At 49.0% G+C, this 26,755-nt stretch carries 24 protein-coding genes and 1 riboswitch; of the genes, 20 read left to right on the top strand and 4 right to left on the bottom strand.

Going from position 1 to position 26,755, the window contains the following annotated elements; translation table 11 throughout:
• Positions 1–77: 77 nt before the first annotated feature.
• Positions 78–1,634 (top strand): FMN-binding glutamate synthase family protein, encoded by a 1,557-nt coding sequence (locus GVY42_RS08210; protein WP_159563662.1) that lies wholly within the window; start codon positions 78–80, stop codon positions 1,632–1,634.
• Positions 1,635–1,757: 123 nt separating this feature from the next.
• Here the strand turns inward: GVY42_RS08210 and GVY42_RS08205 are convergent, their stop codons facing one another.
• Positions 1,758–2,615 (bottom strand): endo alpha-1,4 polygalactosaminidase, encoded by an 858-nt coding sequence (locus GVY42_RS08205; RefSeq protein ID WP_159562914.1) that lies wholly within the window; start codon positions 2,613–2,615, stop codon positions 1,758–1,760.
• 40 nt (positions 2,616–2,655) lie between these two features.
• A riboswitch (cyclic di-GMP riboswitch) is annotated at positions 2,656–2,742 on the bottom strand.
• A gap of 69 nt (positions 2,743–2,811) precedes the next feature.
• On the opposite strand from GVY42_RS08205, the gene GVY42_RS08200 reads away from it, so the two are divergent.
• The 8 genes from GVY42_RS08200 to GVY42_RS08165 all read left to right on the top strand — a co-directional run bounded on the left by GVY42_RS08200 (position 2,812) and on the right by GVY42_RS08165 (position 12,035).
• The gene (locus GVY42_RS08200; protein WP_074035855.1) at positions 2,812–4,038 is read left to right on the top strand and encodes a hypothetical protein; all 1,227 of its coding nucleotides are present in this window, start codon (positions 2,812–2,814) and stop codon (positions 4,036–4,038) included.
• Positions 4,035–4,949 carry a hypothetical protein gene (locus tag GVY42_RS08195; RefSeq protein ID WP_159562913.1) on the top strand — a complete coding sequence of 305 codons (915 nt, stop codon included), beginning with the start codon at positions 4,035–4,037 and terminating at the stop codon, positions 4,947–4,949. Before GVY42_RS08200 ends, GVY42_RS08195 begins: the two co-directional genes overlap by 4 nt.
• The gene (locus GVY42_RS08190; RefSeq protein WP_159562912.1) at positions 4,946–6,787 is read left to right on the top strand and encodes a DUF2194 domain-containing protein; all 1,842 of its coding nucleotides are present in this window, start codon (positions 4,946–4,948) and stop codon (positions 6,785–6,787) included. Before GVY42_RS08195 ends, GVY42_RS08190 begins: the two co-directional genes overlap by 4 nt.
• The gene (gene pelF / locus GVY42_RS08185; protein ID WP_159562911.1) at positions 6,784–8,202 is read left to right on the top strand and encodes a GT4 family glycosyltransferase PelF; all 1,419 of its coding nucleotides are present in this window, start codon (positions 6,784–6,786) and stop codon (positions 8,200–8,202) included. The genes GVY42_RS08190 and pelF overlap by 4 nt, the downstream gene beginning before the upstream one ends.
• Positions 8,183–9,643 (top strand): exopolysaccharide Pel transporter PelG, encoded by a 1,461-nt coding sequence (gene pelG, locus GVY42_RS08180; protein WP_159562910.1) that lies wholly within the window; start codon positions 8,183–8,185, stop codon positions 9,641–9,643. The genes pelF and pelG overlap by 20 nt, the downstream gene beginning before the upstream one ends.
• A 41-nt stretch (positions 9,644–9,684) precedes the next feature.
• Positions 9,685–10,701 carry a UDP-glucose 4-epimerase GalE gene (galE, locus tag GVY42_RS08175; RefSeq protein ID WP_074035865.1) on the top strand — a complete coding sequence of 339 codons (1,017 nt, stop codon included), beginning with the start codon at positions 9,685–9,687 and terminating at the stop codon, positions 10,699–10,701.
• 106 nt (positions 10,702–10,807) lie between these two features.
• A complete protein-coding gene (locus GVY42_RS08170) occupies positions 10,808–11,422 on the top strand; it encodes a flavodoxin family protein (protein ID WP_074035867.1) in 615 nt (204 codons plus the stop codon).
• A gap of 19 nt (positions 11,423–11,441) precedes the next feature.
• Positions 11,442–12,035 carry a hypothetical protein gene (locus GVY42_RS08165; protein ID WP_159562909.1) on the top strand — a complete coding sequence of 198 codons (594 nt, stop codon included), beginning with the start codon at positions 11,442–11,444 and terminating at the stop codon, positions 12,033–12,035.
• Between the two features lie 48 nt (positions 12,036–12,083).
• Here GVY42_RS08165 and gnd read toward each other — a convergent pair whose 3' ends face one another.
• A complete protein-coding gene (gnd, locus tag GVY42_RS08160) occupies positions 12,084–12,968 on the bottom strand; it encodes a phosphogluconate dehydrogenase (NAD(+)-dependent, decarboxylating) (RefSeq protein WP_159562908.1) in 885 nt (294 codons plus the stop codon).
• 126 nt (positions 12,969–13,094) lie between these two features.
• Between gnd and GVY42_RS08155 the strand changes: the two genes are divergently transcribed.
• The 7 genes from GVY42_RS08155 to GVY42_RS08125 all read left to right on the top strand — a co-directional run bounded on the left by GVY42_RS08155 (position 13,095) and on the right by GVY42_RS08125 (position 19,181).
• A complete protein-coding gene (locus GVY42_RS08155; protein ID WP_159562907.1) occupies positions 13,095–13,940 on the top strand; it encodes a YihY/virulence factor BrkB family protein in 846 nt (281 codons plus the stop codon).
• Between the two features lie 101 nt (positions 13,941–14,041).
• Positions 14,042–14,965, top strand: a complete 924-nt coding sequence (locus tag GVY42_RS08150; protein ID WP_159562906.1) for an LCP family protein — start codon at positions 14,042–14,044, stop codon at positions 14,963–14,965.
• Positions 14,966–15,053: 88 nt separating this feature from the next.
• Positions 15,054–16,259, top strand: coding sequence for a hypothetical protein (locus GVY42_RS08145; RefSeq protein ID WP_159562905.1), 1,206 nt, complete (start codon positions 15,054–15,056; stop codon positions 16,257–16,259).
• 6 nt (positions 16,260–16,265) lie between these two features.
• A complete protein-coding gene (locus GVY42_RS08140; RefSeq protein ID WP_159562904.1) occupies positions 16,266–17,033 on the top strand; it encodes a tyrosine-protein phosphatase in 768 nt (255 codons plus the stop codon).
• A 36-nt stretch (positions 17,034–17,069) separates the two neighbouring features.
• Positions 17,070–18,032 (top strand): aldose epimerase family protein, encoded by a 963-nt coding sequence (locus tag GVY42_RS08135; RefSeq protein ID WP_159562903.1) that lies wholly within the window; start codon positions 17,070–17,072, stop codon positions 18,030–18,032.
• Positions 18,033–18,251: 219 nt separating this feature from the next.
• Positions 18,252–18,845: a hypothetical protein gene (locus tag GVY42_RS08130; RefSeq protein ID WP_236548947.1), complete on the top strand. Its 594-nt coding sequence runs from the start codon at positions 18,252–18,254 to the stop codon at positions 18,843–18,845.
• 93 nt (positions 18,846–18,938) lie between these two features.
• Complete coding sequence (locus GVY42_RS08125) at positions 18,939–19,181, top strand: hypothetical protein (RefSeq protein ID WP_159562902.1); 243 nt, start codon at positions 18,939–18,941, stop codon at positions 19,179–19,181.
• Positions 19,182–19,376: 195 nt separating this feature from the next.
• Here the strand turns inward: GVY42_RS08125 and GVY42_RS08120 are convergent, their stop codons facing one another.
• Complete coding sequence (locus GVY42_RS08120) at positions 19,377–20,831, bottom strand: 6-phospho-beta-glucosidase (protein ID WP_159562901.1); 1,455 nt, start codon at positions 20,829–20,831, stop codon at positions 19,377–19,379.
• Between the two features lie 43 nt (positions 20,832–20,874).
• Positions 20,875–22,776, bottom strand: coding sequence for a beta-glucoside-specific PTS transporter subunit IIABC (locus tag GVY42_RS08115; RefSeq protein WP_159562900.1), 1,902 nt, complete (start codon positions 22,774–22,776; stop codon positions 20,875–20,877).
• Between the two features lie 397 nt (positions 22,777–23,173).
• Between GVY42_RS08115 and GVY42_RS08110 the strand changes: the two genes are divergently transcribed.
• From GVY42_RS08110 to GVY42_RS08095, 4 genes are read left to right on the top strand one after another with little or no spacing between them, the layout of a single operon-like run.
• A complete protein-coding gene (locus GVY42_RS08110; RefSeq protein WP_159562899.1) occupies positions 23,174–23,932 on the top strand; it encodes a YveK family protein in 759 nt (252 codons plus the stop codon).
• On the top strand, positions 23,898–24,596 hold the full coding sequence (locus GVY42_RS08105) for a CpsD/CapB family tyrosine-protein kinase (RefSeq protein ID WP_074035895.1): 699 nt from the start codon (positions 23,898–23,900) through the stop codon (positions 24,594–24,596). Before GVY42_RS08110 ends, GVY42_RS08105 begins: the two co-directional genes overlap by 35 nt.
• Before the next feature lie 10 nt (positions 24,597–24,606).
• Positions 24,607–25,821 carry a glycosyltransferase gene (locus GVY42_RS08100; RefSeq protein ID WP_159562898.1) on the top strand — a complete coding sequence of 405 codons (1,215 nt, stop codon included), beginning with the start codon at positions 24,607–24,609 and terminating at the stop codon, positions 25,819–25,821.
• Complete coding sequence (locus GVY42_RS08095) at positions 25,818–26,744, top strand: glycosyltransferase family 2 protein (RefSeq protein ID WP_159562897.1); 927 nt, start codon at positions 25,818–25,820, stop codon at positions 26,742–26,744. Before GVY42_RS08100 ends, GVY42_RS08095 begins: the two co-directional genes overlap by 4 nt.
• Positions 26,745–26,755: the final 11 nt, after the last annotated feature.

Raw genomic sequence — 26,755 nt, 5'->3', positions numbered from 1 at the left:
GACACCCTGTTTTGTTTTAAACGGGGTGTTTTTCGTCGAGCAATGGAGGAGGGAAACGCGTGTCACTCAATACGTCGATGTTGACCATCTTACTTGTCCTCTTACTCATGATCATAACGGCCCCGCCGCTCTTGATTTTTTATCTGTGGCGGCGTGACCGGAACCAGCGCGAACATTCCGTCCTTCGTAATTTCCCGATTCTCGGAAAGTTGCGCTATATATTTGAGAAGATGGGACCTGAACTTCGGCAATACTTGTTCTTGAACGACAATGAGGCGAAGCCGTTCTCGCGGAACGAGTACGAGGCGGCCGTCATTGCCGGGAAATATAAGTCGCGCATCATCGGATTCGGTTCGGAGCGAGACTTTGAGGCAGGCGGATTTTATCTTCAGAATGCCCTCTACCCGACGAACCGGAACGAGCTACGCATCGACAATTCAACCAAGGTATCGACGTGGGTGTATGAACTCGATGAAGACAATCTCTTTACCCGAAAAGAGCATCTCGTCGAACGAGACATCTCCCCGTACTTATTAACAGAAGAAGATATCATCATCATCGGGAAAGAGACGTGTCGGGAACCGTTCTACGTTCGAGGGCTTGTCGGTCAGTCGGCCATGAGTTTCGGATCGCTTGGAGACAGGGCCATCACAGCCCTCTCGATTGGGCTCGGGCGTGCGGGTGGTACGTGGATGAACACGGGGGAGGGCGGATTGTCCGATTATCATTTAAAAGGTAACGTCGATATCATCTGTCAGATTGGGCCGGCGCTCTTCGGTGTAAGGGATGAAGACGGTAGGTTTTCAGTCGAGGCATTCAAACAAAAGAGTGATCTTCCGCAAGTGAAAGCGTTCGAACTGAAACTTGCCCAAGGCGCGAAGACACGTGGTGGACATATCGACGGATCGAAAGTGACCGAGGAGATTGCCCGAATCCGTCATGTACGAGTCGGGGAAACCATTGACAGCCCGAACCGCTTCTCTGAATTTCACACCCATGTGGAATTGTTGGCATTTGTTGAGAGGTTACGTGAAATCGGTGGGAAGCCGGTCGGCATCAAACTTGTAGTTGGGAAGTTGCAAGACATCGACTCGCTCGTCCGAGAGATGGCGAGATCTCAAATTGTACCTGACTTCATCACCATCGACGGGAGTGAAGGGGGTACGGGTGCGACGTATCAAGAGCTTGCGGATACAGTCGGTTTACCGCTGAAGGCGGCGCTCCCTTACGTGCATCACCTTCTCATCGAGCACGGTTTGCGAGACCGAGTCAAACTGTTCGCCTCTGGGAAACTCATCACGGCGGATAAGATAGCCATCGCACTCGCGCTCGGCGCAGACCTCGTCAATATCGCTCGCGGACTTATGTTCAATGTCGGGTGCATCCAGGCACAGGTTTGCCATACGAATCGCTGTCCGGTCGGTGTCGCGACGACTGACCCGAAACTGCAGCGTGCCCTCGTTGTCGATGAGAAAAGTTTTCGGGTGACGAACTACATCATCTCGCTCCGGGAAGGGCTGTACAATATGACGGCTGCGGCAGGCGTTCAATCGCCGACGGAACTGTCACTAGATCATGTGGTGTATCAAGAACCGGATGGCCGTGTTCGGACAGGCTATGATTTATCTCACTAGAATGAAGTGAATCTATCAAAACATCCCACGAATCTGCCGATAAAGAAGGCATACACGTGGGATGTTTTTTAGCATTTCCATTGTAGAAACTACCAGATGCTTGTACAATCATGTAAATGAAAGTCAGAATTTATTATAATCTAACGAAGCGTTTGAATGGAAATGGATGAACCCATTTTTTTCAGCATACGCCGCGCTCTTTGGACGTTGTTTCGAAGACACGGTCAACGCTTTGATCCCGTAACGTGTATCAAGGTCACGCAACTCTTGGATGCGGTCTTTTGACCATTGATCTTTTGCTACGGTCGTGTAGTTGAAGCTTTCCCACATCACGCCATCCACATATGGATACGTATACGTCTTCAATGTCGCAAATCCCCAGTTTTGAATGAGAGAAAGGGAAGGGTGATTGGATTTGATCGTCTTCATGAACTGACTCATCCCGTCACGTTGCGCTTTTAAAATGGTCGGTTGTTCCGAGTGCTCGTTATCGATGTTGCCGACGGTATCTAAGAACGCACCATCCAATCCTTTGGCGACGATTTGTTTCTCCACTTCACGCGTCAACAACTCACGATAGTGAGTTGACGTCATATCGACTAAATAAGAATCCCATTCCGCATAATGAACACGTTGTCCGTTGCGGTGGAAGAAGTCCGACTCGTTCATCTGACTGATGAAATCGACGTTCCAATTGTCGGCTTCCATCGTGTTGATGTAGCCGTACACTTTTGTCCCATATTTCTGTAATTCTTTGATTTGCGCTGCAGTATAATAAACAGGCTCGATGATGACAAGGTCATACTGTTGCATCTTTTTAATTTTGGTCTTTGTCGGCATATCGTAATAAATCTTGTACGATTCGACGTTTGCGAGCGGATTGCTCGCTTTAGCGACCGCTTGTTGCGGCGTCAAAAACGCCAATCCAACGAGAAATGCACAACAGATGGTCACGATTCGTTTGGCTGAGAAAATACCCATAAAAAAACCCTCCTGATAGTTATCAGAGAGCGGCTGCGGCTTTTGCAGACTGGCGATCGGTATCTAAAAAGATCGACGACCCATGTCTTTGCGCCCTTACTTTTCAGTAAGTTTGCCCGTCTCGATATGAAATTTTTGTCGACAATCCATTGAAAGTCCTACTACTAAAATACCACGTAAAGGAATGAGTGACACTATGATTTATACCCAACACCGCACATCCATCAAATGGATTGAAATGATTGTGACTATTTTACTTATCGGCATTTTGGACTATACATTTAGTCTTTCTTTGTCAGATTGGGCGATTGACCCGTTAATTTTTTATATCCTCCTGTTTTCTTTACGATATGGCTTGCTCGGTGCCTTCGTCAGTTTCGCGTTGACGAGTCTCTACCATTTCTCATTCCTCTTGATGGAAGGCTCAGACTTGCTCTTATTCCTTTACGATACGAATGAACTGGCTTGGATTTTGCTACACTTCTTCGTCGCGCTTAGTGCGGGTGTCTTCAGTACTTCTTATCGGGAGCGTTACCAGTCGCTCCACATTCGTCAAGAAGAAGTGATTGATGAGAACGAACAACTGAAACAGACGATACAACAACTACAAGAGTCGCAAGGGGAGATGCGGAAGCGGGTGCTCGACTCGACTTATACGCTCTCAAAAATTTATGAGATTGGACTACAACTTGATCAGGATGCGACCGCTTTAGTACGTGATCATTTAATTGGAACGTTCACGCGTGTCTTCCGTGCTCGTCAACTCGCTTTATATCATGTGGATGCATCGCGGCGCACACTCCGTCTTCATGTCCGTTCCGGAGAGGTAGAACGTTTGCCCCAGACGCTCTTCATCGATTCGGAGGAGGGAATTTTCGCACGGATGTTCCAATCGAAAAAGCCGACGCTTCGTTTAGCAGATGAGCTAGATGGACCGCTTCTCGTTGCACCGATTTGTTATGAAGGAACGGTGAAGGAAGTCTTGGTCGTCCATGAAATCGATATCTTACGCTTACGTAGTCATGAGATGAACATGATGAAACTCGTCTTGGATTGGACGGGAACGCGCATTGAAAAGGCCGATGCCCTCGAATGGATGCTCGTCAGCGACCAACTCGTCGACGGGACGCACATGTTCCGTATGGAAGCATTCGAACAAAAAGTGGCCCAACAAGTACTTCGTCATGAGCAATATGGTCAACCGTATAGTACGGTCACATTGCCTGTAGAGGGTGTGGACTTGTCATTGATTGAAATGGAATTGATTTTGAGACAGTCGATGCGTGAAATTGACGTTATCGGATATGACGAAGACGATCGCATCCTTCATTTTCTCCTCCCAGGTACACCGGTTGAATCAGCCGAACGATTCAAGGAACGGATTGAGCATGTCTTCTATGTGAAAGGTGGGAAACGCCTATGACCGGTTGGATGATTCTTCTTTTCTTCCTTCTGCATGCGACGGTCCTTTTCGTCTTGTATCGACTGATTGTACGACCGAAAGTCGATGCGACGGAAAAGGGAGTCTGGCTCTCGATATTTCTCGTCAGTGCCGTCATCCCGATTGTCGGAGAACTGTTTGGTTTGATTGGATATGTGATTGCCCGACGCTTCGCCTCACCGAAGACGCTTCTCGACTACGATGAGTACATCAACTTTGAGACGGTCAACTTAGAACGCTTGCAGCAACAGGCGAAAGAAGATTTAGATCTCGTCCCATTGACGGAAGCCTTACAGATGGACGGGAACAAGCGGAAACAATCGATCACACAACTCATGTCGACACCGCTCATGAATACAGAAGAATATTTACACTTAGGTCTCGAACACGAGGATACGGAAACGGTCCACTATGCAGCGACCGTCCGAAACACACTGTTCGACCGATACGATTTGATGTTAAAACAGCGAATCGCACAAGTGAATCCGGAGCGACCGGAGACGATTTATCCGGTAATTGAAACCGGAATTTCGTTCTTAGATAGCGGTCTCTTGGATCAAGATATGCAAATGCGCATCCAGCAACGGATATTATTTCACCTCGATCAATTGAGTGAGTACGACGAAACAGACGAAACGTACTTACGCACGAAAGCCCGCCTCTCGTTCCGCTCGGGTGACTTGGAAACGGGAGAACGATTGGCTGAGGCGCTCACCCTTTATCATCCAAAAGTACCCGATGGATATGTCATGTTGATTGAATACCACATGACGAACGGCGATTGGACGTCCCTACGTCCGACCCTCGACCGCCTGCATCAACATCTCGATTTGCAAGACATTCCAGAGGACTATCGCTTTGTCATTCAACAGTTAGAAGGTGCCCATATATGAATAAATCGATTACGACGTATATCGCGTCTTTGTTCTCTTTACTCATCGCGATGATTGTCGTCGTCCAGTTTTTACGGCTTGACTATGGTCATCGGCTCATCCCAAAAGAAGCACATGAGCCGAAATCCTTTACGACACTCGCGGGTGAGGTGAGAGCGGTGGAGGGGGATCCGGTTCAAATCTACATCCATCAGAATGACGACGATTTGTCGACAGCTGTTTTGAATAACTTTAAATATGCGCTCGACTATGCAAAGTTGCCTTATACCTCGATCGAAGCAGAGGACATCGCATCGATTGAGCCTTCTCCACGACACGTTCTCGTCGTCAGCGGGGAAAATACGAAATCATGGCCGTACGAGGCAATTCGGTCCTTCGTTGAAAAAGGTGGACGGCTCTACGTTGCCGGACGATTCATCGATCAAGACTGGGCAGACCTGGTCGGCGTAAGCGATTTTGGGGACTTTAAAGATGGAGTCAACGGGTTGATTTTCGAACAAGAAATTTTCCCTGGGTATGTCGACTTGCCTCAAGACTCAGGGTTATTCGTCCACAGCATTGCTGACGTCAAACTGAAAGAAGAGGCGGACGTCCTCATTTCTGCCAAAAACGAACCAATATTATGGCAGTCTCCTTATGGGAAGGGCGAAGTGATGTTTTGGAATACGACGTCGTTGACGGATAAGAACTCACGCGGCTTGATGGTGCAGACGCTTTCGATGCTGTTCCCAGCGTTCGTCATGCCACAAGCTGGCATCAAGGTCGTTCACCTTGACGACTTCCCGGCACCGGTACCAAATTATTCGAATCCGGTCATCACGAAAGAATATGATTTGTCCATCAAAGAGTTCTTCTCAGAGATTTGGTGGAAAGACATGAAGCAAATCGGTGCTGACTACGACGTCACTTATTCTGGTTTCCTGATCGGCAGTTATAAAGCGACGAATGAAGAGACGACAGAACAGCTCATCGAAAAAATTCGGGCACCGATACTCGAATATGGTCGCGGTTTACTCCAAACGAATGGGGAAGTCGGGCTACACGGGTTTAACCACCAGCCGCTAGTCATGGGAGATGAAGTGATGGACCCGGAGCTTGGATATACAAAATGGGACAGCCAGGAAGATATGCGTTCCGCCATTGACCGTGTCGTTGAGGCGTTTGACTATTACTTGCCGAATGAGCGGATCCGCAGCTATGTGCCACCATCGAACATCATCGGTCAATCCGGACTTGAAGTGTTGAACGAGAAGTTTCCGAAAGGGCTGATTGTCGCAGGACTCTATAGCGGAGATGCGACGAAAGGAAGTTACATTCAAGAGTTCGGACCCGACCCGGTCTATCCGAACTTGTACGATTTTCCTCGCGTATCGAGCGGATACAACGAGACACCGGATGATCTATTTGTCGTCATTGATGCCGTCGCCAACTTCGGACTCGTTTCCCACTTCATTCACCCGGATGATGTGTTAGATGACTATCGCTCGAAAGGGAAAGGGTGGGAGATGATGAAAGAATCGTTTGGAGGTCTGTTCCAGACACTCTACTCCAAATATCCACATCTCGAGGGCTTGAGCCAATATGACGCGTATCGAAAATATAAGCTTTATCAAGATGCGCAAATCGATGTGGCTTACACGAATGATGCTATCGATATCAATGCCCAACAACTGCCTGTCTCGTCGACGTTACTCGTTCGTGTGCAACCTGGGAAACGTCTCGATACAGGGACGTTCGATTATGGTGAAGTCAAGCCATTTGATGAGAATGGTACATTGTATCAAGTTGAATTGAGAGACACGTCTGTTCGTCTCCCGATATTGGAGGGTCGCCCATGAAAATAGGAATTGTTGTCGAAGGGAGTTATCCATATGTGAGCGGCGGCGTATCGAGCTGGGTTCACATGCTGATGGAACAGATGCCGATGCATGAGTTTGAGATTATCTCAATCATGCCGAATCCGAAGACAGAGGCAGATTATCGCTATACGTTACCGAAGAATGTAACAGGCGTCACCACGCTCGCCCTCAATCAACGGGCGACACGGAAACGTCGACCGGAAGCGTTATCGGAAGCGGAACGGGAGCGAATCAAGACGTGGATGACATTCGGTCAAGTCGATTCGTCCATCTATCCGATTCTTGAAAATCAAATCGGGACACCAGAACAATTCTTCTCGAGTCGTCTCTTCTATCAGCTCGTCACGGAGAGCTATCAAGAAGAAGGGCAGGCCGGTTCATTCATCGATTACTTTTGGATGTGGCGCAGTATGTATGCGCCTGTCCTTGATTTACTCCAAGCCGGATTACCTCAGGTCGACCTCGTGCACGCGGCCTCGACCGGATATGCGGGTCTGATTGCGAGTGCGATGAAAGAACGACAAAACATTCCGTTTCTTTTGACTGAACACGGCATCTATTCGCGTGAACGGGAAGAAGAACTGTTACAGGCATCTTGGATTCCGACTGAGTTTCGCTCCCATTGGATTCAGTTCTTCCACCACATTTCCCGGGAAGCGTACCGAAAGGCAGATGACGTCATCACACTCTTTGAACGAAACGGCGAGTTGCAACGTCAGCTCGGGGCACCTGTTGAGAAATTAAGTATCATTCCGAACGGGATTGACGTGACGGGCTTGTCTGCTCTCGGGCATGTGCCGGGAGTGGATAAACTACGAATCGGTGCCATCGTTCGCGTCGTTCCAATCAAAGATATTAAAACCATGATTTATGCGGCGAAACTGTTACAAGACATGCTCGTCCCGTTCGAACTGACCATTATGGGACCACTTGATGAGGATAAGGAGTATGCGGCGGAGTGCGAGATGCTCATTCGGCAACTCGAGCTCGAACAGTCCGTCTTGATGGTCGGAAAAGTCGATATTCGACAACACCTTCCCGAATTCGATGTGTGTCTGTTGACGAGTATCTCCGAGGGACAACCGCTTGCTGTACTAGAAGGTATGGCCGCCGGTGTCCCGTGGATTGTGACGGACGTCGGGGCCTGTGCGGAACTCGTGAACGGGCGACCGGATGAACCGTTCGGTCCGGCCGGATTTGTCGTTCCGCCGGTCAATCCACGGCGAATCGCAGAGCGTTGCGTCTGGTTCCATCAAAATCGTGAAGATGCGCGCCGACTCGGACGAAACGGGCAACAGCGAGTCGAGACGTACTATCGCACCGATCAGTTTATCGATGCATATCTACACTTATATGAAGAGAGGAGAGCGGTATATGGCGGGCATCGGGTTTAAGTTACAACAGTTGTTTCAAGAAGACTACTTCTCTTCACGAATCAAAGCATATGCATTTGCCGGGCTCGTCACATCAGGACCATGGCTGATCGTCATCGTCACGATTGCCCTCATGCAGTGGCTGACGAGCTATCTATCTATCGCCACACTCGAAGAACGCACGACGTTCAATTTGATCGTCTCTTACAGTTTTATTTTTTCGCAAGTCGTTCTCGGCGTGCAGCAGCTCGTCGTCACGAGGTACTTGGCGGATTGTTTTTATGAGAAACGATATGAAGACATCTTCCCGGCGTTCATCGGGATGATGAAGACGACGGTCGCCATCGCGTCGCTGTTGTTCGCTATCTTCCTTATGTTCTCTGAACTCCCTGCTTTATTGAACGCGTTGGCATTCGTCCTATTCATGACGGTCAACCTCATTTGGGTACATTTCTTGTTCCTCAGTGCGGCCAAGTTCTATCAGGCGGTAGCCTATAGCTTTGTGGCCGGTGGCATCGTCTCAGTCGCCGCGGTCCTCATCACGGACCAGTTCTTGATGCAATATTTGACGGAGTCCTACATGAAGAGCTTCGCGTTGACAGCGAGTATGACACTCGGTCTTGTCGTCACGTTGTTCGGCTTGTTCACATCGATGCTCCTTACGTTCCCAAACCGGAGTACGGTCGGTCAGTTCTCGTTCTATCGCTATTTTGACCGCTACCCGGCACTCTTTTGGACCAGTTTTCTCTATAACATCGGGATCTGGGTCGGCACATGGATCATCTGGTTCGCGGAAGGAGGGAGTGTCCACCTCGACACATTCCGCTATCATCCGATCTATGACACAGCTATCTTCCTCTCTTATTTGACGATCATTCCGACGATGACGATATTCGTTGTGTCGGTCGAGACGCGTTTTTATGAGCGGTATCGCGTGTTTTATGGATACGTGAACGAAGGTGGGACGTACCAACAGATTCAACGCTCGAAAGCGGCCATGCTCCTCGTCTTACGACAAGAGTTGCAACGACTGTTCCGAAATCAAGGGCTCGTGTCGCTTCTCTTTATTCTGTTCGCGGCCGTCTTGTTCCCGCTACTAGGTCTGTCACCTGAGATTCGGGATGTCTTTCAAATGACGACGATTGGTGCCTTTTCAAACGCCATGGTGCTCGTTCTCACGCTCGTCCTGCTCTATTTTGAAGATCATCGGGGAGCGGCGTATACATCGGCACTCTTCATCACGATGAATGCGGGGTTGACGTTCTTGCTATTACCACTTGGACCAGACAGTTACGGGCTTAGTTTTGCGATTGGTTGCACGATTGCGTTCGCGTTCTCACTCATTCGCTTGATTCGATATGTATCCGAGATTGATTATCACACGTTTAGCCGAAGCGAAACACCTCCGCGTACGGATACATTCCGTCGTGTCGGGGACTGGCTCAATGATCGCTCGGCTTAACAATCGCAGCAGATGAACTTTCAGAAAATGGGGTGAAGCACATGAAAACAATTTTTGTGACAGGTGGCGCGGGGTATATCGGGACACACACGACGGTGCAATTGCTTGAGGAAGGATACGAAGTCGTCATTTTGGACAACTTGTCCAATAGCCGACAAGAGGCGATTCAGCGAATCGAGATCCTGACTGGAAAGACGGTCACCTTATACGTGGGCGACATTCGAGATCAGGAATTGCTTGATGAAATCTTCTCCACGCACTCGATTCATGCGGTCGTTCACTTCGCGGGTCTAAAGGCAGTCGGCGAATCCGTCAGCCAACCACTTCACTACTATGACAACAACGTAGCTGGGACGCTCGTCTTGTTACGGATGATGAATCAATTTGGGATAAAACGTATCGTCTTCAGTTCATCGGCGACCGTTTACGGAATCCCAACCACATCTCCGGTCGATGAATCGTTCCCGCTCAGTGCGACCAATCCATATGGACGAACGAAACTGATGATCGAAGAGATATTGCGCGACCTTTATACAGCTGATTCTTCTTGGTCGATTGCGATTCTTCGCTATTTCAATCCGATTGGCGCGCACGACTCCGGGACGATCGGCGAAGATCCGTTCGATGTCCCAAACAACTTGATGCCATACATCACACAAGTCGCGGCCGGGCGTCTAAAAGAGCTTCAAGTGTTCGGGGATGACTATCCGACGCATGACGGGACAGGCGTGCGCGACTATATCCATGTCGTAGATTTGGCGCTTGGTCATTTGAAGGCGTTGGAGTATGTGGGGAAATATGAAGGGGTGGAGGCGTTCAACCTCGGGACAGGGAAAGGATACAGCGTCCTTGATTTGCTTCAAACGTTCCAACAGGAGAGCGGACAGACGATTCCTTATCAAATCACGGATAAACGAGACGGAGACGTCGCGGCGATATTTGCCGACCCGCAAAAGTCTAAGGCCATTCTTGGCTGGGAAGTGCGACATGACATTGAAGCGATGTGTCGGGACGCTTGGCGTTGGCAATCGAATAATCCGAAAGGGTACAGTGAATAAATCCTATGAAGTAGGCGGTCATCACACGATGGTCGTCTCTTTTTGTGTTAGAAAGGATAGCGAACGGGAACACCTAATGGAACGTCATTTACTTAGGAGGGATCGGATGAAAGCTTTGTTTTTGAACTGTTCGCTAAAAGGTGGAGACACGACGTCCCATACGGAAGGATTGATTCGTGACATCATCCCGCACTTCGATGCGCTCGACGTCGAATCCGAGATTGTTCGGATTGTTGATTACAACGTCAAGTTCGGTGTGACGGAAGATGAAGGGGATGGGGACGAGTGGCCACAGATTTTTGAGAAAGTGAAGGCCGCGAATATTGTCGTGATTGGGACACCACTCTGGCTCGGGGAGAAGAGTAGCGTCGCCACCCAAGTGATCGAACGGCTATATGGCGGTAGCGGACTGACGAACAAATCAGGACAGGCGATTTACTACAACAAGGTCGGTGGAGTCGTCGTCACGGGGAATGAGGATGGGGCGAAACACGCCTGTGCTTCGATTCTATATGGATTGTCCCACATCGGTTTCACCGTGCCGCCGAATGTCGACACGTACTGGGTCGGAGAAGCGGGACCAGGTGATTCGTACCTTGATGCCGGGCGGGAAAATGAATTCACAAAGTCTCACGGAAAGACGATGGCGTATAACCTCGTCCATTTTGCGAGAATGCTAAAAAATCATCCGATTCCGGCAGAAGGGAATACGATGGAATGAAGCAAACGGATGAACGCTTATGAATACGTTTCCGGATGCAACTCAATACGTCCAAATGGTTGATATCTTTGAGAAAGCTAATCGCAATTTTCTAAATGATCATCTTGGGTTATTGGAGAGTCAAGTTTCTGAAAGAACAATGTGTGGTCAGTTTCAAATTGCATTGAATGATTTGATTAGAAAAGATGTTCAGTATGGAAAATATTATGTGGATGTTGAATACAACAGAAATGTAGGCAGAAGGATTAAGAGGATTCGTAATGGTCGATACGAACAAGTGAATATAACTTGTGATTTGATTGTGCATAGTCGAGGGGGAAATTTGAAACAGGATAATTTAATCGCCCTTGAGATGAAAAAAGTCATTCGAGAGAATTCAAAACAGCAACAAGAAATTAATAAGGACAAAGAACGTATAATAGCGTTGACTAGATCGAGTTACAATGATGATTGGCAATACGATGGTCAAGATTTACCTGATTACGTTTGTAGATTCATACTAGGCATTTACTATGAAATTGACTATGTAAACCGACAAATATGTAATCAATACTATCGGAGTGGAGAATTGGTTCATGAAATATTTATTGACTTTGCTGAAATTGGTTTATAAAGAAGAGCCTCACCTAGATAGAATTAGGTGAGGCTTCATTAATGTGCTTTACTCTTTCTTCTCCACCGCATGCCCGCCGAACTCGTTCCGTAATGCCGCGACGACTTTACCCGAAAACGTATCCTCTTGAAGCGAGCGTTGACGCATCATGAGGGAGAGTGCGATGACCGGTGTCGGGACGTCGTACTCGAGTGCCGTCTCGACCGTCCACTTGCCTTCACCCGATGCATGCATGACCCCGCGAATGTCGTCGAGCTTCGCATCTTTCGAGAAGGCACTCTCCGTCAGTTCCATGAGCCATGAGCGAATGACCGACCCGTGATTCCAAACGCGTGCGACATCTTCATATTCATAGTCGAACGGACTCTTCTCGAGCACTTCGAATCCTTCGGCAATCGCCTGCATCATCCCATACTCAATCCCGTTATGCACCATCTTCAAAAAGTGACCACTTCCGCTCGGTCCTGCGTACAAATAGCCCTGGTCGGTCGAGACGTCTTGGAAAAGTTGCTCGATCTTTCCGAACGCCTCCAAATCGCCTCCGATCATCGTACACGCTCCGTGACGGGCACCTTCCATCCCACCACTCGTCCCGACGTCGAAGAAATAAATCAGTTTTTCTTTGAAATGGTCGGCACGCCGCATCGATTCCTTATAGTTCGAGTTCCCTCCGTCGATGACGATGTCGCCCGGCGAGAGAAGATTGTGCAAGTCGTTCAAGACGTGTTCGGTCACGTCACCCGCCGGCACCATCACCCAGACGACGCGAGGGGCTTGAAGCGCGGAAACGACCTCTTGCAAAGAGGCTTTCGTCTCAAATTGATTCGTCGATACGTTTCCCGGGTCATACCCGACGACACGATGCCCATTGTCTGTCAAATTCAGAGCCAAATTGAGGCCCATTTTACCGAGTCCAATCATACCGATTTCCATTCGTTCCACCCCATTTGTAAGATTTAGTCCTCTATAGGGGATACCCGAAATAACGATTGCTCAAAAGGACAGCTTGCCCGAGATGTAGAATGATATAAGTGCAACAGTGATGAGAGGAGGGTGGCGATGTTTGAAAATGTATTTCGACTGGCCGTAGACGTCAGGCATCGATTCAAAGACCATCATATTAATGACTACAGTGCCACATTGGCGTTTTTTTGGTTTTTAGCCATCTTTCCGACGTTTTTTGTCCTCTTCGCCGTGATGGCATGGTTTCAAATCGATGATGCGCTTCTCATCGAACAGATTGAGACACTCATTCCAGGGTCAAGTGTGCGTGAACTGTTATCCATCGTCTATGACGTGAGCGGAAATTTGAACGGTGGACTGTTATCGGTCAGTGCCATCATCGCGTTTTGGTCGGCCTCGAACGGGACGGCACGCCTCGTCAAGCTGACCGTGTTCGCATATGGGGAGACGGAAGCGCGCGGCTATATCTTCCGACGGTTGATCGGGTTGCTCGTAATTTTAGCAGGGAGCATCGGGGCGGTCATCTTGATTGTGTTTCATCTATTCGGTCAAGAATTTGTCGAATTGATTTATGCCCTCTATCCAAAAGTCGAAGAATTCGACCGCTTGTCGACTCTGACGCGCTATACGGTCTCGACGCTCATCTTGATCATGGCGTTCTCACTCTTTTATAAAATCGCGCCACAACAGCGAGTACGGTTCATCGAAACACTTCCCGGAGCCGTGTTTGCGGTCATCTCGTGGCAATTGCTGTCGACCGGATACAGTGTCTATGTCGAACGCTTCTCGATTCTAGGGGACACATATGGCACGATCGGTGCGGTGATTCTACTACAAATTTGGCTCTATCTGACGGCAGCAACGATGCTGATTGGGGCAGAAATCAATGCGGCATGGCCCTACCATATGACCCGCCAACCGACCCGGACCCATTTCCCGTAACAAAAAAAGGGATATCGTGATTATTCTTTGTGAACATGCTTTAAAACAACCCGTGGCATGGGAATAAACTAGTACTATTTCACGGAAGAAGGTGTGGCCGCATGGCGAAACATCGTAAACCATCAAAGTGGAAAATCGTACTAGGGGTTGTAGCAGGCGTCATGGCCTTGGTGCTCATCACGGGTGGCGCGTTCGTCTGGTCAATGGTAAAAGAAGTCGATGACACCGTCGCACAAGTGAATGACAACTTGAAAATCAGCAAAGAGCGTAAACAGGTCGAGACCATTGAACGCAAAGAGTCTGTTTCCATTCTCTTGCTTGGGATTGACCGACGCGGGACCGAACAGGGACGGAGTGACTCAATCATCGTGCTGACACTCAATCCGGAGCTCGATGAAGGCGCGATGCTCTCGATTCCTCGGGATACATTGACCGAAATCGTCGGGAAAGGGACGCGCGATAAGATCAATCATGCCTATGCGTTTGGTGGGGCCGAAATGGCTATGAATACGGTCGAGAATTTCCTCGACATCCCAATCGATTATGTCATCGAGACGGATATGGAGGCATTCAGCGACGTCGTGGATGCACTCGGAGGCATCACGGTCATGAATAAATTCGCGTTCTCGACAGAAGATTACACGTTTCCCGTTGGTGAGGTGACGTTAGACGGAGAAGCGGCACTCGATTACACTCGGATGCGCTATAACGATCCAAACGGTGACTTCGGACGTCAAGAACGTCAGCGTGATGTCGTCGCCGCCATCATCGAAAAAGGACGTACGGACTTCTCACTCGACAAGGTCACTGCGTTACTCGAGGTGGTCGGTGATCAGGCGAAGACGAATATCGAGCTCAATGAATTCGTCTCTTTGTCGACGGACTATATGAACGCGTTCCGCAACGCGAGTGTCTTACGGCTTGAGGGTGCGGGCGGATTAGAGGGGGACGGCATCTATTATTGGAATCCGGAATCTTCTTCGTTGAATGGCGTTCAGGAAGAGTTGAAACGATTGATGGAGTAAACTGTCTGACCCAAGTCGGACAGTTTTTTTGTGTTTCAAATGAAACGGAAAGTGGGAGAAATAAAGAGATGCCAAGGAGGGATGAGTCATGAAATGGGAAACGATTGAAGAGGTACTCCACGAACTCGGGGAGACCTCGCAAGAAAAGTGGGAACGGTTGTTTGAGAAGTGGTCGGATCATCGTTGGCACGACCATGAACGCCCTTCTGAAAAAACAAACGTCTTGTTGGTGGATGCCGGTTTTATCCTGACTGACGGACGAGCGAACCTCGAGGCTCTCCATCAATGGTTAGCCGATCATGTCCAAACGACGGTGAGTGATCTCTATCTCGTCTCCCTGTTTCCGTATCAAACGAAACAACAGGACACAGCCATCGACTCGCGGGTGCAATTGTTCGAAGACTTAGGACGTTTCACCGATGAGTTCGATTTGATTTACGAGATGACGCCTGAAGCATGGAATGAGTCACAACTCGACCTTGTCACCGTAACAGATGAACTGATTGAACGTCTGGCGTATGGAGCGACGAAAATCCGTGTCCATGTCGAGGCGTTTCGCGGAATAGAACCGGAACGAGTCAAACACATCCTCAAACTGTGGCGTACGATTATGCATACGTATAAGCCGAATGCACAGCTCATCGTTGCCAATGAACGTGTCGATTCAGTCCTAAACTTTGAGGAAGAGGCGGACGTCGTCTGTCATTTCGACTTATCCAGTCATGTCATTTTAGCGTTTGCGCAGGCCAATGTGACACGATTGACCGATTGGGCGAGACAAGTTCATTCACTGAGAGCCAATCAAACATATTTCAATTTCCTATCTTCAGCGGAACGTGATCCGTTTGAGAAAAATCTGATGGACACTAACCCAGATGTGATTCTCGCAGCCCACAGTGTATTGTTGTCGCTTCAAGGGATTCCGTTGATTGATTACCGAACTTTATTTGGGGTGTCGCAACCGGTTGAACAGGAAGATCTCGTCCGAGCATTGAAACGCGATCCGGATCGACTTCGTGTTTATGAAGGGATATTGAGCCAATTGAATGTGAAACGACTCCATCCTGCCTTGTCCCCTTACATTGGTCAAGAGGTCCTAAATCTCGATCGGCGCGTTTTCGCTGTTAAGCGAACGCATCAAGAGGAGACCTTATTGTTATTGACGAATATGAGTGAAGAGACGGTGCAGACGGATTGTGAAGGGACGAGTCTCTTTACAGAAGAATGGATGACGAATGTAACGCTTCGCCCGTATGAATACGTTTGGCTAAAACAATCACACAATGGAGAGTGAACACTCATGATTGATGTACATTGTCATTTGTTGCCTGAAGTAGATGACGGACCACGTACAATGGAAGCATCCCTTCAACTCGCGAAACGTGCGGTGGAAGAAGGGGTGACATCGATTGTCGTGACACCACACGCGTATCATCCGTACTTTGAGACGCAGCATCATGACATCACGCAAGAAGTCGCGCATCTACAAAAACGACTCGATGATGAACAGATCCCCTTGACCTTGTATGTTGGACAAGAGATTCGAATTTTTGGAGAAATGGTCGAAGCGTTGGAGTCCGGAGAGGCACATTCGCTTGCTGGGTCACGATATGTCCTCGTGGAACTGCCGAGTCAAAGTCTACCAGCTTATACGGAGTCCTTATTCTTTCAACTACAGGCGGCTGGATACGTTCCGGTCATCGCGCACCCGGAGCGGAATCGTGAGTTTGCACTCCATCCAGAAAAATTGCATCATCTCGTATCATCGGGTGCGTTGTCCCAAGTGACAACAAGCAGTTTGACAGGACAGTTCGGGAGACAGATACGGGAACTCGCACTCACGTTCATCAGTAATGGGCTGAGTCACATCGTCGCCTCCGATGCCCATAACGTGGAACATCGTGATTTCAATTGGTTAGCGGCGAGACAGGAAGTCATCAACGAATTAGGGGAAGAGATGTGGCAACAGCACCTCCACTTTACGGAGGAGATGTTAGCGGATGAACCGATTTCGGTGAATCCTCCACGTTTACCTGAGAAAAACTGGCGAGGACGTTGGAAGTGGTAAATCAATTGCCCGATGACGGGTTAGAAAGGTGATGGCATGAAACAAGCGACGATTCAAAACGCCAACGGCATGACACTATCCGCCATCGACTATGGCTGTGCGATGACGGAACTGACAGCCCCGGACCGAGACGGCAACCTCGACTCGGTTATCTTGAAATATGGTGACGTCTCTCAATACTTAGAAAACCCGGTCTATCTCGGGTCGGTCGTTGGACGGATTGCCGGACGGATTCGTGACGCAGAGATTGAGGGTGTCGCCTTGACCCCAAGCGAGGCGCCCCACCATATTCACGGAGGCGACAAAGGCATCACGGCCCGTCACTGGGAGATAGACGCCGACGAACAGTGCATTCAGTTCACGTATCTCAGTCCGGACGGGGAAGAAGGATACCCGGGGAACGTCTTCTTTAAAGTGTCATATGAACTGACGGATGACAATGAACTGATTGTCACGATGACAGCGGAAACGGACCAACGGACGTGGATCAACTTGAACCATCATAACTACTTCAATCTCGGCGGACGCTCGACCATCCACGACCATGAGCTGACGCTACCAGCCGATTCGGTCGGGGTGCTCGATGCGGAGTCGCTGCCGACAGGAGAGTTACGTGATGTGGGCGGGACGCCGTTCGACTTCCGAGACGGAAAACCGGTCCGAGAGGCGCTCGTGTCGGGAGACGAGGCGATTGAAAGGGCGAGCGGTCTCGATCATCCGTTTATCTTGAAGGATGAACCGATTCGATTACACGACCCAATGAGCGGACGGACGATGACGGTCGAAACGAATCAACCCGTCATGGTCGTCTACACAGGGAATTTCCTCAGTGAAGAGACACCGGTGACGCTCGACGGTCGGCAGAGACATAGTGCGATTTGTCTCGAGGCACAGGCGTATCCGGACGCTTCGAACCATCCAGACATTGCGACCTCCATCGAGCTAAAACCGGGTGAGCTTTATCACTCACGGACGGTGTATCGGTTTGGGGTGGAGTGAAAAGTGAAACTCATCATGCGATGGCGTGATAATTCCGAAAGATTGATTCGCTCTCAGTGAATCAATCTTTTTTAATTGAAGTAGAGTAGAAGAGGTGTGTATTTCATAATATTTCTTATTTTGTAAAAATGAAAAGAAGACGAAATGTAAATTAAGTATTGGATATAATATCCAGTTGTAACTTGGATATGTTACGATTTTTAGCAAGGAGGGAAAAATATGAATACTACATTGATTCGACAAACTGCATTTTCGTTAGTATGTGTTTGGATTTTAGGGATAATGTTTACTACCTCTGTGAGCGCGGAAGATAGTAACGTAAACGTTCTAAAATCAGACGACTATATTCAAGAACTTGAACCGTATGTGGAGATTCAAGCTGATGGTACACTACGGTTAAACGAGAACTATCAGTCACTTGATTTACCAAATGAATTTATTCAAAGAGTCGAAACAAGTTTTTCACATATGAATGAACTAATCAAAAAGGGTGATATGAAAGTCAATCAAGATTTAAGTATTTCTCCAAGTCATTCAACCAAAACACTCCAAGCGACGGCTACGGCGTCTTCTGGTAAAGGGTGCGGTCAATCAGGTCATAAAGTGTATTGGTGGGGCTACAATATTTACTTAGACTGTAACGAAACAAGAACGACGTATCAGTCATTTAAGGCCGGGGGCGGAGCGTCGGTTGGATTGGCGACACTTTCACGCTATATTCCAACACCACCTACGCAACTAGCAAGCGCGATTGCGGGAACGATTGGCGGAGGATTTATCGGATTTGGTCAAATGATTAAAGATGAACATTAAGGAAATGGTGTGCGAATTCGCTTCACGGGTTTAGGATATGCAGCAATTCCATCCGGTATATTTCCACAATGATCGTCTGAGTAGGAGGTCAACATGAATTTCATTATTCTTATGGCAGGCATGTATGGCATCATCGCATTGCGATCGCCACTTTTTTCATCGCATCGACAATTGAAGTGGCTGTACGTCATTGGTTTTTTAGGATTATGGACAATTTATCTCATCAACACGACGTTTACACCGATTTTGTCAGATACAATGTTGCTCGGTCTCTCTATCATCTACTTGATGCCGCTTTTGTTGGCGTTTCTTCAGCAATCCAAACAAGACGCATGAACCGATACCTGGTTCATGCGTCTTGTTTTCTGGCGTACACTCTGTCATAGAAAGCTAGTGTAAATCGGGTCATCGAAATGACAATCTCGCAAATAATCGATCTAATCCTTTGCTTGATTTTCTTATGTCCATGAGGTTCGTGACTCATCTCCTTCATCGGTGGACCTAAGGGATACATATGGTCATGAACCTACTTTATTTTTCGACAGACGCCTCAAAAGTCAATCTCTCCCCGTTCGTCGCAATCACTTGCTTATACCAATCGAAGCTCTTTTTCTTCGAACGTGTGAGCGTTCCGTTGCCTTCATTGTCTTTATCGACATAGATGAAGCCGTAGCGTTTCTTCATCTCACCTGTCGACGCACTCACCAAGTCAATCGGACCCCAGCTTGTGTAGCCGATGATGTCGACACCGTCCTTGATGGCCTCGTGCATCTGTTCGATATGTTTCGCCATATAGTCGATGCGATAATCGTCTTCGACATATCCGGTCGCATCCGGTGTATCGACGGCACCGAGTCCGTTCTCGACGACGAATAGGGGCTTTTGATAGCGGTCATACAGTTGGTTCGCCGTGATCCGGAAACCGGTCGGGTCAATCGTCCAGCCCCATTCCGATTTCTCGAGGAACGGATTCTCGAGTGAACTGAAAATGTTTCCTTCGGTCGACTGGTTTATCTCTGGATCCGTACTCGTCGTCCGACTTGCATAATAGCTGAAGCCGATGTAGTCGACCGTATGCTCTTTCAACAGTTCGAGGTCTCCTTCTTCTATCTGAAGCGTAATACCTTGCTCCTCGAGATATCGTTTGGCATATCCCGGGTACTCTCCACGTGATTGGACGTCGATGAAGAAGAACGATTCACGGTCTTTGTCCATTGCATCTAACACATCATTCGGGTTACACGAATAGGCATATGTTTGACCAGCAGCAAGCATACAACCAACCTGTAGATCAGGATTGATTTCGTGAGCTGCTTTGACGGCTTTCGCACTCGCGACGAGTTGATGATGGGCCGCCTGATACTTCACTTGTTGCTTGTCTTCTCCGTCCTCGAACACGATGCCCGCTCCAATGAATGGGAGGTGGAGTAGCATATTGATCTCGTTGAACGTCATCCAATACTTCACTTTACCGTTGTAGCGGGTGAAGAGGGTCTTCGCATATGTCTCGAAGAAGTCGACGACTCGTCGATTGCGCCAGCTTCCATATTTTTTGATCAAGCTGACAGGTACATCGAAGTGAGCGATTGTCACGACCGGTTCAATCCCATGTTTTAATAGTTCATCGAAGACATCATCATAAAACTGCAAACCTTCCTCGTTCGGCTCCACGTCATCTCCGTTCGGGAAGATTCTTGACCATGCGATCGAGAGGCGAAGTGCCTTGAATCCCATCTCAGCGAATAAAGCGATGTCTTCTTTGTAGTAATGGTAAAAATCAATCGCTTCATGCGAAGGATAAAACTCTCCGGGCATAGGTTCTAATGATGGCAATTCTCCAAACATGACATCGAAGCGTTTCTTACCCGTCGGCAACAAGTCGACGGTAGTTAAACCTTTTCCCCCTTCTGCATAAGCGCCTTCTGCTTGGTTGGCGGCAATGGCGCCACCCCATAAAAATCCTTTTGGAAAACTCATCGTATCCATCCTTTCTATATTAGCGGGAGGAAAAATCCTCCCACTTGATTCATTAGATGATGAAAATCGGATCGCCCGTCTGGACATGTGAGGCGTAGTTTGGTGAGAGTGCTTTTCGGTTCGTGACAATCACAGGTGTCGTCAACGCACGACCTGATTGCTTGATCGCGTCGATATCGAATTCGATCAGCAGTTGTCCTTTTTCGACAAATTCACCTTGTGTGACGTGCGCTTTGAAATGCTTCCCGTCTAGTTGAACGGTATCCATACCGATATGGATCAGGATTTCAGCCCCTGATTCCGTTGTGATCCCGATGGCATGATGTGTCGGGAAGAGGGCAGACACGGTACCGGAAACCGGGGCGATCAGTTTCCCTTCCGTCGGTTCGATGGCAACACCTTGACCGAGTGAACCAGATGAGAAGGCGACATCCGAGATATCTTTCAAACGGACGACAGTTCCTTGAAGCGGGCTAACGACTTGTTCCTGACCGACAGTTGTCGCAGATACTTCTTTGGCGACCGGTGTAACTTCTGATTGTGGTGTCGCGGTTGCTGCTTGATTGACACCGCCAAAGAGGTAAGTCAAGACGAACCCGACGATGAAAGCAACGGCCGTTCCGATGAGTGAACCATAAAAACCAGTTGTGATGCCTTCAGGCGAGATGGTGGACGGATAGCCGAAGACACCGAGCCCCCCGATGATATAAGTTTGTGTACCCATGACACCCATGATTCCACCACCGACAGCACCACCGATACAGCTCATGATGAACGGTTTTTTGAGGGGGAGCGTCACCCCATAAATAGCGGGCTCGGTCACACCGAAGATACCTGAAATGAAGGACGGAATCGTGAGCGTTTTAATCTTTTGATTTTTAATTTTGAAGAAGACTGCGAGCACGGCACCGATTTGTGCGAACGATGCTGCAAACACAAGTGCGAGAATCGGGTCAGCCCCGAGTGACGTCAAGTTGTTGATGGCGACCGGGACAAGCCCCCAATGAAGACCGAAGATGACGAACACTTGCCAAAATCCACCGAGGAATAGGCCGGCGACGAGCGGGCTCAAGTTATATACAGCGACCGTGGCGCTACCAAGAAGCATCCCTGCCCAAGTCGCGATTGGTCCAATCAAGATGAATGTGAGTGGTACGACAATCAACAAAGTGAGTAGTGGAACGATGAACATTTTGATGACGTCTGGAATGACAGTCTTCAAGAACTTCTCAAGTTTTGCTGCAAAGAATGCCGCGATAATAATTGGAATGACGGAAGTCGAGTACGTCATCAAGATGACAGGAACACCGAGGAACGTGATATGAATCGGTGACTCGAACATGGTTCCAGCAAAGACCGTATAGAGAGGATCTCCAGCCGTCAGCGTCGATAAGGTCGGATAGACGAGTGACGCCCCGATGGCCATACCGATAAACGGACTTCCTCCGAATTTCTTAATGGCCGTATAGCCGAGGAAAATCGGGAAGAAGTAGAACAGCGAATCCCCGATGGCATTCAACAATTGATACGTACCTGACGTATTGTCGAGCCAACCGAGTGCGACGAACAGGGCGTTGAATCCTTTGATCATCCCGGTCGCTGCTAAGACGCCGAGCACAGGAGTAAAGATGCTAGAGATGATATCGATAAAACGGCTGAACAACGATCCCTTTGGAGCGTTCTCTTCTTCAATTGGAGACTGTTGTTGGAATCCGCCGACCTCGACGACGGCTTTATACACTTCTGGTACATGATTCCCGATGACTACTTGGTATTGACCACCGCTCTTCATGACCGTGACGACCCCATCCATGTTTTTGATGGTTTCGGTATCTGCTTTTTGTTCATCCTTTAATTTGAAACGCAAACGGGTGATACAGTGGACGACGCTATTGACGTTCTCTTTCCCGCCAACATGTTGAATAATATCGCGTGCGAGCTGTTCATATTTCATGTCCGTTCCCTTCCTTTTCCCATAATTTTGGTTTGCGTCAAATAAAAAACCTGACTCGTGTCAAACGAAGAACGTGAAATCACGTCATTCATCCGACTCGAGTCAGGTTATGCCCACTAAAGGTAACATTCCTGCGCAGGATACCGTTCAGTTGTTATTTGATAATTGAAATGTAGCATGCAGCAATTCAAAATGTCAACGCTTACATTCCACTTTTTTTGTTTTCCGATCCTCTCTACAACGTAAAAGAAGAAAGCGGAACGGCATCATGACATGATGTTGCGAAAAAATGATAAATCCTTCTTTTCAATTATCAAGATGAAGGGGGTAAGAAGGTACTACAGTTAACCTGCGCCTGATTTCGGTCATTTAATCTGTCTGTAGGGAGGAAACCAACATGAAGGAACAAACGACGATCGTGGGCGATCTCGTGGAAGTTCTCAAGAAAAGTAAGAAATGGATGTTCGTGAGTATGGTTCTCGTCGGACTCTTAGCTTACTATTTGAGCACTTCATTCATCCAGCCGAAATATGAGGCGTCCACACAAGTGCTACTCGTTACACAACAAGAAGACAACCGCGTAGACAGTTCGGAAGTGTTATCCTCGCTCTCACTCGTCAATACGTATCGCGTCATCATGAAGAGCCCGGCTGTTCTTGAGAAAGTCAAAGAACAGGTGCCGAGCGCACCAGACCCGCTCTCGGATGCACTCACCGTAGAAAGTGAAGAGGAATCGCAAGTCATCAATGTGTTCGTCACCGCGAACGACCCGGTCGTGGCAGCGGAAACGGCCAATGTGATCAGTGAAGTGTTCGTTTCTGAAATTCCGGATCTGATGAACATCGACAACGTTCGAATTTTATCTCCAGCCGAAATTCCGGAAGCGCCTGTCTCACCGAACGTACTGCTCAACACGGCAATCGGTCTTTTCGCCGGATTCTTGTTAGGTGGATTCATCGGTCTATTACGCCACGTCTTTGATAAACGCATCCGGAATGAGCAAGAAGCGGAACGGTTGCTGGATTTGCCAGTCATCGGATCGATTCCGACAATCGAACGCCGGGATTTGAAAATGAAAAATGTGAAAGAAGCGACACCCCAAGTGAAAGGAGACGTTTCGCATGTTCGGTCGAAAAAAGAACGCCAATCGTCTTGATTATAAAAAACGGGATCTCGTCACGTTGGCGAATCCGAAGTCACCGATTTCTGAACAATATCGGACAATTCGGACCAATCTGGAGTTCACGTCCGTCGGCCATAAGTTACAGATGATCACGATCACTTCCGCTTCGTCCGGGGAAGGGAAGTCGACCACGGCGGCAAACCTAGGGGTCGTCTATGCGCAACTCGGAAAAAATGTCGTCATCATCGATTGTGATATGCGCAAACCGACGGCACACCAAACGTTTCAGATGTCAGCACATGCGGGATTGTCTACCGTATTGGCCGGTCGCGTCACGCTCGAACATGCGCTCCAAAAAACGGATATTCCGCGTCTGACCTTGCTGGCGGCCGGTCCGATTCCACCGAATCCGACCGAACTGATCGCCTCGTCACGCATGACGGACCTCCTGAGTGATTTGCGTGAACAGTTTGATATCGTGATTGTCGACACACCTCCGATGATGCACGTCGCCGATGCTCGACTGTTGGCCAACGTATCCGATGGGACGATTCTCGTGATCGGTTGCGAGAACTCAGATCGTCAGCTCGTCCTGAAGGCGAAAGAACAACTTGAACGGACCGGGTCACAACTTCTCGGTCTCGTCCTCAACAAACGTTCTTCTCGTGATAACAACACCTACTACGCATACGAGTGAGGTCTCGGACATGAATATTCTACACATCAATGCCATCAACGAAGTGAAAAGCACCGGTCGGATGTGTAAAGAGCTCGCATCCGTTCATGCCTCTTACGGACACAACGTCCGAATCGCCCATGCGACCGGACCGGTGACCGAGACGAGTGTGGTAGTCGGACAGGCGTGGGAAACGAAGCGACATGCGCTCCACGCCCGCGTGACGGGGCGCCAAGGGTACACGTCTAAACGGTCGACCGCTGACTTGATTGCCTTCATGGACAGCTTTCGGCCGGACGTGGTTCATCTTCATAATCTTCACGCCAATTACCTTCATCTTCAGACGTTATTTGAGTATTTGGCGAAGCAGGACATCGCCACCGTCATGACGCTTCACGACTGCTGGCTATTCACCGGGAAATGTACCCACTATACGGCGGTCGGATGTACGCGCTGGAAGGATGGATGTGGACAATGCCCGCTCTTAAAAGAAGACATCCCGAGCTGGTTTTTAGACCGGACCGGCGAGATGTTGGCGGACAAGCGCCAATGGTACGACGCCATTCCACGCTTGGCAGTAGTGGGAGTGTCGGATTGGATCACGATGGAAGCCCACTTCTCGATTCTGCAACACGCCTCCATCATTCGTCGCATCTACAACTGGGTCGATTTGGAGACGTTCACACCGAAAGAGGTAGCCCCACTTCGGGCACGCCTCGGGTTGACGGGACAACACATTCTTCTCGGTGTGGCGAGCCATTGGACGGAGGCGAAAGGATTGTCTGCCTTCATGGAGTTGGCCACGGTCAGACCGTCCGACCAAATCGTCTTAGTCGGACAGATGCCTGAACAACATGACCTGCCGGCGAATGTGCTTCACGTTCAGGAGACACATGACCCGAGCGAATTGGCTTCTTACTATGCCGCGGCAGACGTCTTGTTGAACCTGTCAGAGGAAGAATCATTTGGAAACGTGACGGCAGAGGCACTCGCCTGTGGCACGCCAGTTCTCGTCCTCAATTCCACGGCCAGTCCGGAACTTGTGACAGAACGGACCGGTGTCGTCGTCGCCACGCGATCGGTCGAAGATGTAATGGACGGACTCGATCGTCTCCATCACGCCTCGATCTCACGAATCGCTTGTGCGAACGAAGCGCGTCAACGGTTCGACTTATTCGACCGGGCGGAGGACTACCTGCACGTGTATGAGGAGCTGCAAACCGAGAAAGTGAGGAACGCTTTATGACACCACTCGTATCCATCATCATCCCCGTCTATAACGGGAGCGATTATTTACGGACATGTATCGACAGCGCCTTAGCCCAGACGCATCCTTCGATTGAAGTGATCGTCGTCAACGACGGCTCGACTGATGACGGGAAAACGGCGGCGATTGCGACAAGTTACGGCAAGAAAATTCGCTACGTGGAAAAGGAAAATGGGGGCGTCTCGAGTGCGTTGAATCGTGGGATTGAAGAAATGAACGGAGACTATTTCTCCTGGCTCAGTCACGATGACGTGTACGAACCGACAAAGATCGAACGACAGCTCGCCGCATTGCACGAGCAACATCTCCCGATGAACCAGACAATCGTCGTCACAGGGACGGCGTTCATTGACGAAAATGGGGAGGCAATCCGACGGGTGCAACGGAAAGTGAGCGGATTCTATTCGAGTCAGGACATGTTCCGTCACTTGCTGTTGTCCTCGACTTTGAACGGATGCGCGCTCTTGATTCCGCGACGAGCGTTCGAACATCGGCGTTTTTCGTTAGAGGACCGCTTCATTCAAGACTGGATCTGCTGGGTCGAGTTGGCGCTCGATGGGTTCGACTTTTACGTGATGCGTGAGCCGCTCGTCTATTCACGGATTCACGGCGAGCAACAGACGAAAAAAATCGCACATCGAGCCACGATGGAATCGAATCGCTATCTGAAGCGGCTACTCCAGGACGTCGAGGTGCGTGATAACGGAGAGGAATTGACCGCCATCATTCTGAAGCACACGTTTAAAGAAAATGCGGCGGACGTACGGGAACAGTACTTAACGACACATGATGTGAATCGTTACTTTGGACCGCTGGAATATCGGTGGCTTCGCTGGAACGGTATCCTGTTTTCAAACCTGCTGTCTCTATATCGAGGGATGACCAATCTGATTTATCGTTAGAAAGGAGGGGT

It is taken from the genome of Exiguobacterium sp. 8A, from assembly GCF_902506275.1.
Classification (GTDB): Bacteria; Bacillota; Bacilli; order Exiguobacteriales; family Exiguobacteriaceae; genus Exiguobacterium; species Exiguobacterium profundum.
The sequence above is the reverse complement of the archived record's forward strand: the minus strand, read 5'-3'. Positions and strand labels throughout refer to the sequence as shown.

Bases quoted from the DNA above. Each gene is read 5' to 3' on its own strand.
- GVY42_RS08195 (WP_159562913.1), top strand. From the start codon at position 4,035: ATGACCGGTTGGATGATTCTTCTTTTCTTCCTTCTGCATGCGACGGTC.
- gnd (WP_159562908.1), bottom strand. From the start codon at position 12,968: ATGGAAATCGGTATGATTGGACTCGGTAAAATGGGCCTCAATTTGGCT.
- GVY42_RS08110 (WP_159562899.1), top strand. From the start codon at position 23,174: ATGAAGGAACAAACGACGATCGTGGGCGATCTCGTGGAAGTTCTCAAG.
- GVY42_RS08140 (WP_159562904.1), top strand. From the start codon at position 16,266: ATGATTGATGTACATTGTCATTTGTTGCCTGAAGTAGATGACGGACCA.
- pelF (WP_159562911.1), top strand. From the start codon at position 6,784: ATGAAAATAGGAATTGTTGTCGAAGGGAGTTATCCATATGTGAGCGGC.
- GVY42_RS08170 (WP_074035867.1), top strand. From the start codon at position 10,808: ATGAAAGCTTTGTTTTTGAACTGTTCGCTAAAAGGTGGAGACACGACG.
- GVY42_RS08165 (WP_159562909.1), top strand. From the start codon at position 11,442: ATGAATACGTTTCCGGATGCAACTCAATACGTCCAAATGGTTGATATC.
- GVY42_RS08155 (WP_159562907.1), top strand. From the start codon at position 13,095: ATGTTTGAAAATGTATTTCGACTGGCCGTAGACGTCAGGCATCGATTC.
- GVY42_RS08120 (WP_159562901.1), bottom strand. From the start codon at position 20,831: ATGGATACGATGAGTTTTCCAAAAGGATTTTTATGGGGTGGCGCCATT.
- galE (WP_074035865.1), top strand. From the start codon at position 9,685: ATGAAAACAATTTTTGTGACAGGTGGCGCGGGGTATATCGGGACACAC.
- GVY42_RS08210 (WP_159563662.1), top strand. From the start codon at position 78: ATGTTGACCATCTTACTTGTCCTCTTACTCATGATCATAACGGCCCCG.
- pelG (WP_159562910.1), top strand. From the start codon at position 8,183: ATGGCGGGCATCGGGTTTAAGTTACAACAGTTGTTTCAAGAAGACTAC.
- GVY42_RS08130 (WP_236548947.1), top strand. From the start codon at position 18,252: ATGAATACTACATTGATTCGACAAACTGCATTTTCGTTAGTATGTGTT.
- GVY42_RS08100 (WP_159562898.1), top strand. From the start codon at position 24,607: ATGAATATTCTACACATCAATGCCATCAACGAAGTGAAAAGCACCGGT.
- GVY42_RS08150 (WP_159562906.1), top strand. From the start codon at position 14,042: ATGGCGAAACATCGTAAACCATCAAAGTGGAAAATCGTACTAGGGGTT.
- GVY42_RS08135 (WP_159562903.1), top strand. From the start codon at position 17,070: ATGAAACAAGCGACGATTCAAAACGCCAACGGCATGACACTATCCGCC.
- GVY42_RS08145 (WP_159562905.1), top strand. From the start codon at position 15,054: ATGAAATGGGAAACGATTGAAGAGGTACTCCACGAACTCGGGGAGACC.
- GVY42_RS08205 (WP_159562914.1), bottom strand. From the start codon at position 2,615: ATGGGTATTTTCTCAGCCAAACGAATCGTGACCATCTGTTGTGCATTT.
- GVY42_RS08105 (WP_074035895.1), top strand. From the start codon at position 23,898: ATGTTCGGTCGAAAAAAGAACGCCAATCGTCTTGATTATAAAAAACGG.
- GVY42_RS08200 (WP_074035855.1), top strand. From the start codon at position 2,812: ATGATTTATACCCAACACCGCACATCCATCAAATGGATTGAAATGATT.
- GVY42_RS08095 (WP_159562897.1), top strand. From the start codon at position 25,818: ATGACACCACTCGTATCCATCATCATCCCCGTCTATAACGGGAGCGAT.
- GVY42_RS08115 (WP_159562900.1), bottom strand. From the start codon at position 22,776: ATGAAATATGAACAGCTCGCACGCGATATTATTCAACATGTTGGCGGG.
- GVY42_RS08125 (WP_159562902.1), top strand. From the start codon at position 18,939: ATGAATTTCATTATTCTTATGGCAGGCATGTATGGCATCATCGCATTG.
- GVY42_RS08190 (WP_159562912.1), top strand. From the start codon at position 4,946: ATGAATAAATCGATTACGACGTATATCGCGTCTTTGTTCTCTTTACTC.